This is a genomic window from Bacillus sp. FSL R12-0074, from assembly GCF_038005725.1.
Taxonomy (GTDB): domain Bacteria; phylum Bacillota; class Bacilli; order Bacillales; family Bacillaceae_G; genus Bacillus_A; species Bacillus_A mycoides.
Genome location: NZ_JBBOTR010000001.1, coordinates 1,861,623 through 1,874,349, shown reverse-complemented (window position 1 = coordinate 1,874,349; position 12,727 = coordinate 1,861,623). Strand labels below are relative to the sequence as shown.

Sequence of the window (12,727 nt, the reverse complement as noted above, 5' to 3'; positions counted from 1 at the left end):
TTGTTATTTAATTACCTTATGTAAGTGATTGTAATACACCTACTTACTTTAGTCAAGTAACTTCTCAAAAAGAAAAATATCTCGGATTAAAAATAACAAAGAAATATATTTCCTCATTCGAAATGATAAATTCGAAAACACATAAGTGAAATCCCTTGTATAATACAACTAGAGAGAGAAATTCATCTATAGAGAGGATTTATTAATGAGTACTTTAGAAAAGATTCAAACCTTTATCATTCTTGCAGCTGTTATATTAGGGGTTATATTAGGACAATTTAATATGATACATATGCATTCAGAAAAATTTATTGTCCCCTTCTTATTTTTAATGCTTTACGGATTATTCCTCAGCATCCCATTAAATGATATAAAAAATGGCTTCCGTAACTTAAAATTCGCTGGAACAAGCCTAGGTATTAACTTTATATGGACACCTTTTCTTGCTTGGGGATTAGGCGCATTATTTCTTTCAGATCACCCAGCACTTTGGGTCGGCTTTATTATGTTAATGGTTACTCCGTGTACAGACTGGTATTTAATTTTCACAGAGATTGCAAAAGGTAACGTCGCATTATCTACATCAATTCTACCAGTAAATTTAATTTTACAAGTACTACTGCTTCCAATTTATTTATTTTTATTTGCTGGTGTCATGAAAACTGTAGCGGTTTCTGTTTTAGTAGAAAGTATTGTTATCGTAATCGTCTTACCATTTTTACTTGCGCACGCTACAAAATTCATTATGCATAAAATGAAAAAAGCTGAAACACTTGAGAATAAACTCATTCCGTTTTTCAGCTCTGCTCAAATTGTATTTTTAAGTTTAGCAATAGTAGCGATGTTTGCCTCACAAGGTAAGTACTTATTACAAAATATGAATGTTGTTTTATTGTTACTTATACCAGTATTACTGTTCTTCATAATTAACTTTATACTAGGACAGTTTGTAGGACGTATAATGCATTTATCCTATGAAGACACTGTAAGCCTAAGCTTAACAACATTAGCGAGAAACTCGCCTGTTGCACTCGCAATTGCTGTGACTGCTTTTCCAGACGAGCCTCTTATCGCGCTTGCATTAGTGATTGGACCGTTAATAGAACTACCAGTACTAGCGTGTGTGTCACAAGTGTTATTACTTATTAAGAAAAAACAGCAATACACATAAAAAAACGTCCTACTTTGGGACGTTTTTTTATTGTCGAGAAAGTATAGAAGTAACGATACTTATCGGCTCTAAGGATTTTATACGTTATAGAAAATTAGCTTGTCGTTACGTTAACAAAGTCTTTCTAATTAAAAATTATAGGGAAAGTAAATATAACGAAAGCTGCCCAAAGTCCGTAAATTGGCAAATACTTCGTAACGGCATCTTGGATAGCTGTTGGTCCTGATTTGTTTTGTAGAAAACGCATATAGGAAAACATAATCCAAATTAGATTTGCCCAGATCAGTATGTTTACTCCTAAGACAGCAAGTCTATTAGGTGTAATCCCATAAGAAGAAAGTCTGAATACGATGGCTGACAAAGCTACAGTGTCAATAATAAGCGCAAGAACAATTAAGGCAAAATTGATATAATCTGAAATGTTCTTTTTCTCATCTGATTCACTCTCAACAATGGAAAATATGGTAACAGCCAATACACCAAGGAGTATTCCGTTGAAGGCCATTAGGAAATTGCGGTCCAAGAACGGATTTTTCCCGACCCATATAACCGTTATAAGATAAATCAACAATGTGATCAAGACGAGAGGACTAAAAATTTTAGATATGTATGGTGTAATATTCTTAGCAAGTTTAAGATTCATTGATGCCAAGTATGCAGCCACAATAGCGAGAGCGGCAGCACCAAATAAAATAACATTACTAAAATAGAAGTCTTCTATATTCAAGTCAACAAACCTAAATAACTGCATGGTTAATGCTGCTAGTACCATTCCGCTCACTGCCATGCTGGCGTAGAGAATACCATATTCCAAATTAAATTTAATATAAGCTAATCTCGTACTTCCTTTTGAATATTCATTTCCTGTAAACGCAAGCCCTACTAAGACCCATAAGAATATAGGAAGATGTAAATAAGCAAGGATAATGCTGTCTTTATAAGTTAATGGCAACATATTAAGATACAACCCGGAAATTAGGAACAACGCTACAAGGGAATAAATAATACTTTTTTTCGGAGTATTATTGTAAACAAAATAAGCAGTAATAAAGGGAATTACACCAAAAGCCAAGTTAATTGGAGCAATTGCTCCCTGTTCGACAAAATGGAAGATTACCCTGGTGCTTAGCCCTGCCAGAATAGCTAAAATGCCCATGAATAAGAAACCTTTTTGAAACAATGAAGGTTTTTCTGTATTTGCCGTCTCCTTGAAATGCAATCTTTCATACCAAGCACCAAGAACCTGAGAATCAGGGTTTTCATCCCATGCTTGTGAGAATGACTTTTTAAAAGCTTTCGGGTCTTTTCTATACATTCTCTCCAACTCATGAGGGTTATCCATATTTTCAATTATCACATTGTTAACCTCCATATTTATACCTCCTCTAATTTTAAAAATAACGTTGTTACCTTTTCCATAAAAAGCACCACACTTATTTATTCTGATTTTGATTTTAATATAAATTTTATCGTTTCGCAATAATTTTTTATTATTTTAGATAGTATTTTTGTTGTATATTTTTATTCCAAGCAAAAACAAAAAGCATTCCTCATTCAAAGAAATGCTCTATAACTTTTTATAAACATCGGTGTAAGCTACTTTCAGCTGTTCTCTTCATTGCTTGTTTTTATTTTCTAATTTCTTATTTTTCCTTTATATAAAAGAAATGATCAAAATGATATAAACGCCCAATTTAATAACACCTTTTCAAACAATTATTTCAAATAAATTTTAGTGCTAGTATACAAGACTCTGTAATTATAAAATAAAAAAGCATGACATAAAATTGTCATGCTTTTTCTTTTCTATCTATATTTTCAAACCTAATACAGCACATTTTACTCGGGAAAGAGCTTTTTCATTTGTTGAAACCACTTAATTCTCAAACACAAAATTAATCTTATTATCTTTCCACTCTAACTTCGCATCAAACGTTTTCTCGCCTTTTTTAAAGCCTTTAATTAAATCGGTCTTCTCACCTTTTAATAGTTTCGTCATGTTTTTTTGCGAAATAGCTTTGCTTAAAATCTTCTTCGAGATGGTAAAGTCACATTGTGTTGTATTGTAGTTAGAACAACCGTAAAACGTCGACTTATCAATAACATCGCCATCGCATTTTTTACAGTTCCCGACCTTTTTACCTGTTGTAAATTTCGATCCTTTTCGTTCAATCGATTCAACATGTAATCCGGTGAAATCCCATTTCTCCGACATTTCTACCGCATCTTCAATAATTTTAGCTGATAGCTTTTTCGTTTGCTCCATAAATGTCGCTGGTGAAGCTGTACCTTCTCCAATTTCCGCAAGGCGTTGCTCCCATTTTGCTGTCATTTCTGGTGAAGCCAGTATTTTATCACCGATTGCTGTAATTAATACTTTCCCTTTATCGGTTGCGTACACTTGGTTTTTCTGTACATCTATATATTTACGGTCTTTCAGCATTGTAATAATACCAGCACGAGTGGCCTCAGTACCTAAACCTTCTGTTTTCTTCAATACTTTCTCAAGCTCTTCATTCTCTAAATACTTACCGGCCGTTTTCATTAACGTAATGAGTTGTCCTTCTGTATAACGTTTCGGTGGCTGTGTTTTTCCTTCTTTCACTTTCACCTTTACAACTTTTCCTTGTTCACCTTCAGCTACAATTGGAAGAATCGTTTCGTCATCTTTATCGTCTTGGAAAATAACTTTACGCCAACCTTCTTGAATTTGCTGTTTTCCTTTCGAAATGAACGCTGCACGTTCGTCTACAAGAGTTGTAATCGTTGTGTAATCAAAGATTGCTACTTCATAATGCGCCGCAATCAGCCTTCTTACGATCATATCGTAAATTTTCTTTTCATCACCTGATAGTTTGCTTGGATTTGTAACTTGCTCTGTCGGTATAATTGCGTAGTGATCTGTAACTTTCTTTTCATTCACATAACGCTTATTATTCATAATCGATTCAATTGGTGCTGGCAATAAACCTTTATATTCATCAAACTGACTTAACTTCTGTAAAATATCAGGGAACGTCGCTGCTTCTCCTTGTGTAACATAGTTAGAATCCGAACGTGGATAAGAGACTATCCCTTTTTGATATAGTGCTTGCGTGATATCTAGCGTCTTTTTCGGTGAAAATTTAAAGGCTTTATTCGCTGTCGCTTGCAGTGCTGATAAATTAAATAAAAACGGCGGCTGAAACTCTTTACGCTCCGTTTTCATTTCTTTTACTACAGCCGGTTTGTTTTGACAAAACGCTGCAATTTTATTTGCCAAATCAGGATCATTTAAGCGGGACTCATTATCTTTCTCCCATTTCCCCTCATACTTCTTTCCTTCTATATTAAAGGTTGCGAACACTTCCCAAAACGGCTCTGACTTAAAATTCTCTATTTCTTTTTCACGCTTTACAATGAGTGCTAATGTTGGTGTTTGTACACGACCAGCGGAAAACACATCATTCATTCCTTTTTTCTTTAGCAAAATACTAAAGACACGCGATGCATTCATACCAACGACCCAGTCAGCGCAAGATCTTGTATATGCTTCGTAATACGTATTAATCGTATCTGCTTCATCTAGTAAGTTTTTAAACCCTTGATAAATAGCTTGCTTCGTTAAAGATGAAATCCAAAGACGTTTCATCGGCTTTTGCACATTACAAAGATTAATAATATTTCTTACAATCAGTTCCCCTTCACGCCCAGCATCGCCCGCGTGAATAATTTCTGTTACCTGTGGATTATGTAACAGCTGTTTCACAACGTTAAATTGCTTATACTTTGACTTTGTTACCTCAAATTGAAAACGCTCTGGAATCATCGGCAATGTATTAAGTGACCATTTCTTCCACTCAGCGTGATAATGTTCTGGATTACATAACTGCGTCAAATGACCAATTGCCCATGTACAGTACGCTCCATTTGGAAATAACTCATTTGCTTCTACTTCTAAATACCCATCTTTCCGGCGATATTTAAACTGTGAAACAAGAGCCAAACCTTGATCTGGTTTCTCGGCTAATATTAATTTCATTTTATAACTCCCTATCTGTATTCCAGTGTTACTTTCATTGTCTATATCTTTAGAGGCGATGATAATACAACAATCTTATTTATCATTCGCGGTTTGTCTCACAAATGGGAGACCTATAATATTATACGCTTATTCTTTATAGCTTCACAATAGAAACTCATTATATAACACTTTCTTTCGCATGCTCACAAACAAAAAAGACGCCCCAAAATCGAGCGTCCTTTCCATTCACTACTATTTGCTTTCATATATTCTATAAAATTTAAAATACAACAATTCCTTATGAAGCATCGTCTACTAAGATAACCATCATTATTTAAAAATTATATTGAACTTACCTTTTTTAAATTGTGCAGATAATTTGCAGATATATATTAGCATAAGTACTCTCCATTTGAACATATGATGAAGTGAATGATAGGACAGGGAGGTATCATGATGTTCGCTTATACGTTAACTGCCTTAACACTTTGTTGTATCTCGATTATTATTACATCATATATTTCTAAACGTAAGGGTACCCTAATGGAGTATATGGTATTTATTATGTCTTTTAGTATGAGTATCGGTTTAAGTATCGGTTTTTATTTAGGTATTCTCTTTAAAGGAGAATTACTATATTCTACTTTGCTTGCTATTTTGATTAGTGGGTTTATCGGTTTTTTAGTCGGTCTACGTTTTCACCTATATACTGCTTTAGAAGGACTGTTCTCTGGATTAATGGCAAGTATGATGGGAGCTATGATTACAGAGATGTTAAACGCTCAACAAGCCCATAGTATACTGTTCATTAGCCTCTTACTTACCATAACGATAACTATGTCATGTATGATTCAGCTTTTATCAGAAACCTTTTCTACTTATATCCATCGTCGGTTTCTATTATTACTTTCGATCAGCGTAGTAATTGTTCTTACTGTATTCGTAACATTCCCAGACCATATCCCACCGCTCCCCTCCGAACATGAACAACATATACATAAACACTAGCAGCTATAATCGATAATTTTATTTTTTAACAGATGAAAATAAAAAATACTTTTGAATCGTCAGCCCCAAATGAAAAGTGGTTTACGGATGCGACTTACTTATTATTTCGGAGTATTTGTAGATAATAACTATAGTTTAGCTTCTGGCATGGGATCAGGATTAATAATTATACAGAAAACTAATAAATAATAGCTTTGCATTATATAATAAGAGGTCACAGAATTACAATGCTGTGACCTCTCTTTTTCAAATTACTTCATGTCATAATCTTCACCATCAATTATTTTCCTACTTTTCTACACTTAATGAACCTTCTAAATCTATATGATTGATAGTATATTTTTTCATTTCATAGATATTCAATTCTCTTAGTTTGATAAAGTATACAATTCCACCTTGAAATAATAAATTCTTACTTAACTAATATATGTTTTTGGATCCATAGCATTGCTCTTCTGTGCATTCCATTCACCTTTATGGATTTCAAAATGTAAGTGTTGTCCTTCAGATTGTCCTGTATTCCCCATTATGCCAAGTTGTTGTCCTTGCTTCACTTTTTGACCTGCAGAAACAGAACGACTCTTTAAATGAGCGTATACAGTCATATATGTTTGTCCGTTAATATTGTGAGAAATAAACACAACATTACCGTAGCTTGTGGAATAATATGAGCGAGTGACTACACCTTCTGCGGCAACAACAACTGGCACTGTTCCTGAAGCAGCAATATCTAATCCGTGATGCATTTGCCCACCACGTTTCTCAAATCCAGAAGTATATCTTCCTACAGCTGGTTGAATAAAGTCATTCGTTTTAATTTCATTAGTTGTATTTACCTCTTGGGATTGTCGCTGCTCCTCTGCATCAGTCTCACTTGTTTTTGATAGAAATTTACTTGATACATAACCGTTTTTACCGTTGTAATTAATTTTCCCCCATCCATTTTGTTCAAATAGAACTTGTACTTTTATTCCTTTTGATAAAGCACCGATTACACCATGATTTGTACCAGCACCGCTTCTTACATTTAACACGCTTACGTTAACATAGTAGTCACCAACTGTTGCTCCAGTAGATGGATTACTTGTTTCAGGTTTTGATGGTGTACCCCCTTTAACGAATTTTACATATTCACTGCTTACATAACCAGTTCTTCCATTATGATTAATTTTCAACCAGCCATTTTCAACGCCAGTTACTTGCAATGTTTGTCCGTTTAATACACCACCAATTACACTATGGTAAGTAGCAGGACCTGTACGCACACGTAAAGAAGTAGCGTCTACAATGTATGTACCGTCAGTTTGAACCGTAACATTATTTTGTTGTTCATTTGTTTGGCCTACATTTGCATTAGAGCCACTCTTTGAAATGTAATCTTTACTAATATAAGCAGTTTGTCCACTATAGTTAATTTTGACCCAGTCTTGAACTTCACCAGTTACTTGAACAACTTGTCCTTTATGTATAGAGCCTAAAATCGTATGGGAAGTACTTGGACCTGTACGAACGCGGAGGGAGGATACGTTAACTTTGTAATTCCCACTCGCTACTTGAACTTTTCCATTGTTATTATCACTTCCATTTGAGCTATCGTCTATTACAAATTGACTGCTTACATAACCTACTTTTCCATTATGGTTAATTTTCAACCAACCGTTATCTTCTCCAATAACTTGTAAAACTTTCCCTTCATACACGCGCCCCATTATTGCACTAAACGTATTTGGCTGTGTGCGAACACGTAATATATTAGCAGTTACAGTTTTACTACGACTCGTACTTACATTCGTCTTCGCTGATACACCTTTTCCCGAAACAAATTCACCACTTACGTAGCCAATTTTTCCGTTATGATTAATTTTCAGCCAACCGTTATCTTCTCCAATAACTTGTAAAACTTTCCCTTCATACACGCGCCCCATTATTGCACTAGACGTATTTGGCTGTGTGCGAACACGTAGAACATTCGTGTTTACTGTTACTGGATTTTCATATGTTACTGCATCAGTAGATTGCTCATTTTTTTTGTCTTTTGGCATTATAGAAGTTTGCGCTTGAGCATTACCAATAAATGTACTTCCTGCAACAGAAACTACTGCCACACTAGCTAAAATTCTTTTCATAGGTATTAAACACCTTCCCATAAATACATTTAAGTATCATCATATCTTTAGTTTATTATTTTTTATATCAAATGCTTTTCTACTCATGTTGTACTCTTCTTTTCTATCAACCTCTATTTCTAGATATTCAACGGAGGTATTATTCCATTCTTTCGTAACGAAGAAGGCAATTAAGAAAAAAGGAATCGCAAATCCCAGTTTGTAAACTGTAATGTAAATAAATACTTGATCTGGATTCGTTGCACCAAGCATTAATAATGCTGTCAAAATTGGACCGATGCACGGTGAGACCAATGAAAGCATCCCCGTTCCTAGTACAATCCATATCTTTTAATCTGCTGCATTCATTTTGCTTCTTTTCACCGAACACTACACTGTGTAGTTTAAATTCTCAAAAAAAAGCTACAAACACTCACCCATAATTAATACTGCAAAAATAAAAAATAGCCCTGCTGTTTCATTAACTTTTCATATGTATAACTGAATATTCCATGTAACAGAAGATGGATCTACAATCTGCTGCATCCGTAAGTTAATCGCTGTTTTCGTAAAAGATACGGTTACAAGCTCATTTGAAGCTTTTTCCATCCCAATAAAATTAAGCAAAGCACTTCAAAATCCAAAAGATGAATTCATATTATGTACTGATCAGCTAACGATTCTTGAAATGTGCTATAACGTCGTAGCATTAATTTTTACTGCTCTTCTTTAATTATGACACCTTCTAAATACCAAATATTTACTATGTTTTTTTTCAAACGGTCAAAAACAGTAATTTAGGCCCTCTTCATTTAACTTATAATTTTACTTGAACATACCCATCCTCCCTTCACACTACGGATTGTAGTATAAAATAAAAGAAAGGTCAAATATAAGTATCTATCCTTTTTGAACTACAATACATTAAATTTATCACTGTAATTTTCTCAACTTCTAATCAAAAACGAGTATGCTTTTTAAAATATCTAAATAGCAAAAATCCCATTTTTAATCTTGTAAACTCTTACTACACGGTATTTCTCTCTCTTATTGTCTAAACTTTTATAAAAATAATATTCCCAATTCACAACATTACATATAAAAGCAGCTATCCATAAGATAACTGCTTTATTTTATTATAAACTACTTGAATTTTACTTTATTCTGGCTTATTAGGAATGTTAGGGTTTGGAACATAATCAGATTTGTAATCTGTATATTTTACTTCTGTTACCATCCCCGCTGAAGCATGGTGTAAATCATGACAGTGGAACATCCAATCACCCGGATTGTCTGCTACAAAGGCTACTTCATATTCTTCTCCTGGTTTTAAGTTCAAAGTGTCTTTAACAATTGGAGAACCTTCTACCGGTTTTCCGTCTTTACTTAACACCTGGAAGAAATGACCGTGTAAATGCATCGGATGATCGTCCGCTTTAGAGCGATTTACTAATTTTACTCTTACTAAATCACCCTTTTTCACTGGAATTGGATCAATATCCGGAAATATTTTTCCGTTAATTGTATATACCATTTCCTTTCCATTCATTTGCGTATTCAAGTCCATATTATATGTGGCAGTATACTGCTGGTCTAACGTGAAACTACCTAATTTTTTCGCACCATATTTCGTCATATCTAATTTTGGTAGTTTTTCTTTTTCGTTTGCTTTATCTTTCATCTCTTTACTACCTTCATATTCAATAACAGCTTTCATTCCTTTTGCACCCTTATTTTTCGAATGGTCTTCAACGTACCATTTCCCAGGATTGTTAGCTGTAAATTCAACATCATAACGTTCACCCGGTGCAATTGAAATTACTTTGTCTTTTATAACTTTTGGATCATTAATTGGTTGACCATCTGTTGCAATTACTTTTAAATCATGACCGTGAACGTGTATATCATGTGATAGATAACCCGCATTAACGAGTCGAAGACGAACTTTATCCCCCTTATTCACTTTTAATGGCTCTACTAAATCTCCGCTTTTACCATTGATTGTGAATATGTCATACATACTCATATCATGACCTTCCATCTTCATATTTCCATGGTCCATTCCTGCCATATTGCCGGCATCTTTTTTATCACTGCCCATATCCATACCGGAATGATCCATGCCTTTCATATCATCATTCTTTTTCGTATTTTCATTATCCTTACTAGATTTATTACCGTCTGCTTTTTCTGTTTTCCCTTTTGTCATTTCTTTTAACTGCTTATTAATTTCTTCTTTATCTGTTACCCATTCATCTAACATTAATGTGTAATCTTTATCATACTTTTCACTTGTATCCTCTACAATAAGAGCACCATACAAACCTCTATCTAGTTGATTTACAGAATCTTGATGTGAATGATACCAATACGTTCCTGGTACGTTCGCTTCAAATTCATAGGTGAAACTTTTTCCTGATTCAACCGCATCTTGTGTCACACCCGGAATTCCATCCATGTTATTTGGGACTGGATATCCATGCCAATGAATAGATACTGGTGCAGATAATTCATTTTTTAATGTCACTTTAACCTTTTCACCTTTTTTCACCCTGATTTCTGGTCCAGGAGATGAACCATTAAATGTCCAGACCGGAACAATAACACCGCTACTTAGCTTTTGCTTTTCTTCTTTCGCTACTAAAGTAACTTCTGGTCCTTTTATAACTTTCAATGGTTTTGTAGCAGTTTCAGTCTGTTCTGCTTTTTTATCATTCATATTTTTATGATCATTTGTTGTATTTGTGGTCGCAGAACATGCAGCAATTAAAGATATTACGGAGATTGTAACTGCTGTTAATACAAATCTCTTCATGGAAAATCCCTCCTTTTTCTTTTTCAAGATTATTATAGAAGACAATTTTCAAGAAAATATGGAGATATAAAATGAGCAAAATAAAAAGACGCCCAAAATTGAGCGTCTCTTCTAATTATTATTTCGTAACAACTTCATCTTCTTTTACATTTACATTATTTTCACTCATAAATTCTTCAATCTCTTCAACTTCTCTAATGATATCTTTTGACAAGTTTTCATAGCCAACTTTTGTTACAAGAATATCATCTTCAATACGAATTCCAATTGATTCTTCTTCAATATATAGACCAGGTTCAATTGTTATAACCATACCTTCTTCTAATACTCTATCTTTGTATGTTCCTACATCGTGAGTATCTAAACCAAGGAAATGGCTGACACCATGATAGTAATATTTAGATAGTTCCTCGTCTTCTTGAATTAAACCAATTGCTTTACACTCTTCTGCTAGTACTTTTTTTGTATGCTCATTTAATGCAGCAAACTTTACTCCTGGCTTAATAATCTCAGTTGTTTCTTTCAATGCTTTTAACACGATATTATATATTTGTTTTTGGCGACTAGAGAATGTTCCACTCGCTGGGAATGTGTAACTAATATCAGCGTTGTAGTAATCTTTCTGAGCACCTAAATCGAGCAGTACTAAATCACCATTTTGAATTTGTGCATCATTATCTTCATAATGAAGGACTGTAGCATTTTTACCGCTCGCTAAAATTGTATTAAACGCATGATGTTTAATTCCAGATGATTTAAGCGTAAAATCAAAATGAGCTTCTAATTCATATTCCATCGCATCTGCTTTTGCATGCTTCAGCACGTTATAAATACCCTCTTTAGTTACAGCAATCGCTTCTTTAATGATTTCAATTTCTTCTTCTGTTTTAAACACTCGTAATTCACAAACGATCGGGTATACGTTACCAATTGTTATGTGTGGGTACTGTTCTCTTACATGTTTAGCAAACGCTAACGTTTTCGTCTCAGTACCCTTCCACTCACGACGCTCTAAATCTAAATACAGATGCTTCACATTTTCTGTGAAAAGTGTATTTGCCATTGTCTTCTCAAAGCTTTCTATATATACAACTTTTTTTATGCCTGAAATTTGTTCTGCATCTTCTTTAGAAACTGTTTTACCGTCCCATTTTTCCGTTACTGGATCTGATTTTTCAATGAAAAGAGTTTCTTCCACACTATTTCCAAACTTTTTCAACAGGAAAATAACATTTGGCTCATCGATTCCCGTTAAATAGTAAAAATTTCGATTCGGCACAAATTTATAATGTGCATCGGCTGACATATGAGGTGCTTGCCCAGCAAATAAAATAGTAATAGATTCATCCGGTAATGTGTTTACTAATCGTTCTCTATTTTGAGCAAAAAATGTTGATTTCATAATAATCCCCCTAGCGTTCTATGTATAATTTTGAAACTGATTATCCAATATAATTCATTCTATTATTGTTATAATTTTTCGTCAATTAATAGTACTCATAGAGAAAAGAAAATTTTCATTACTAGGGCCCCTTCCACTCTAAATTATGCATACCACTCCACAATTTCTTGACATTTATTCCATATACTTAAAATCTCATATATATAGAAAGGAGTCTACAAAA

Annotated in this window: 8 protein-coding genes and 1 pseudogene; 2 read left to right on the top strand and 7 right to left on the bottom strand. The window is 34.0% G+C overall.

The genetic code is table 11. The features are described 5' to 3' along the window. The first annotated feature begins 205 nt into the window (after window positions 1-205). On the top strand, window positions 206-1,171 hold the full coding sequence (locus NSS97_RS09750; RefSeq protein ID WP_107887676.1) for an arsenic resistance protein: 966 nt from the start codon (window positions 206-208) through the stop codon (window positions 1,169-1,171). 124 nt (window positions 1,172-1,295) lie between these two features. Here the strand turns inward: NSS97_RS09750 and NSS97_RS09745 are convergent, their stop codons facing one another. Both NSS97_RS09745 and topB read right to left on the bottom strand, forming a co-directional pair. After that, on the bottom strand, window positions 1,296-2,543 hold the full coding sequence (locus NSS97_RS09745) for a DUF4153 domain-containing protein (protein ID WP_107887677.1): 1,248 nt from the start codon (window positions 2,541-2,543) through the stop codon (window positions 1,296-1,298). A gap of 504 nt (window positions 2,544-3,047) precedes the next feature. Beyond that, window positions 3,048-5,192 carry a DNA topoisomerase III gene (gene topB, locus NSS97_RS09740; RefSeq protein ID WP_341112351.1) on the bottom strand — a complete coding sequence of 715 codons (2,145 nt, stop codon included), beginning with the start codon at window positions 5,190-5,192 and terminating at the stop codon, window positions 3,048-3,050. Window positions 5,193-5,606: 414 nt separating this feature from the next. On the opposite strand from topB, the gene NSS97_RS09735 reads away from it, so the two are divergent. Further along, on the top strand, window positions 5,607-6,182 hold the full coding sequence (locus NSS97_RS09735; RefSeq protein ID WP_080784502.1) for a hypothetical protein: 576 nt from the start codon (window positions 5,607-5,609) through the stop codon (window positions 6,180-6,182). A gap of 416 nt (window positions 6,183-6,598) precedes the next feature. On the opposite strand, the gene NSS97_RS09730 is transcribed toward NSS97_RS09735, so the two are convergent. The 5 genes and pseudogenes from NSS97_RS09730 to NSS97_RS09710 all read right to left on the bottom strand — a co-directional run bounded on the left by NSS97_RS09730 (window position 6,599) and on the right by NSS97_RS09710 (window position 12,504). Beyond that, window positions 6,599-8,308, bottom strand: a complete 1,710-nt coding sequence (locus NSS97_RS09730; protein ID WP_131929277.1) for an SH3 domain-containing protein — start codon at window positions 8,306-8,308, stop codon at window positions 6,599-6,601. 150 nt (window positions 8,309-8,458) lie between these two features. Next, window positions 8,459-8,593 (bottom strand): annotated as a pseudogene (locus NSS97_RS30450) (cytochrome c biogenesis protein CcdA); the annotation flags it as partial. Window positions 8,594-8,776: 183 nt separating this feature from the next. Beyond that, window positions 8,777-8,914, bottom strand: coding sequence for a hypothetical protein (locus NSS97_RS09720; protein ID WP_165927682.1), 138 nt, complete (start codon window positions 8,912-8,914; stop codon window positions 8,777-8,779). A gap of 532 nt (window positions 8,915-9,446) precedes the next feature. Continuing rightward, window positions 9,447-11,102, bottom strand: coding sequence for a multicopper oxidase family protein (locus NSS97_RS09715; RefSeq protein WP_044440525.1), 1,656 nt, complete (start codon window positions 11,100-11,102; stop codon window positions 9,447-9,449). A 118-nt stretch (window positions 11,103-11,220) separates the two neighbouring features. After that, on the bottom strand, window positions 11,221-12,504 hold the full coding sequence (locus tag NSS97_RS09710) for an aminopeptidase P N-terminal domain-containing protein (protein ID WP_107887679.1): 1,284 nt from the start codon (window positions 12,502-12,504) through the stop codon (window positions 11,221-11,223). Window positions 12,505-12,727: the final 223 nt, after the last annotated feature.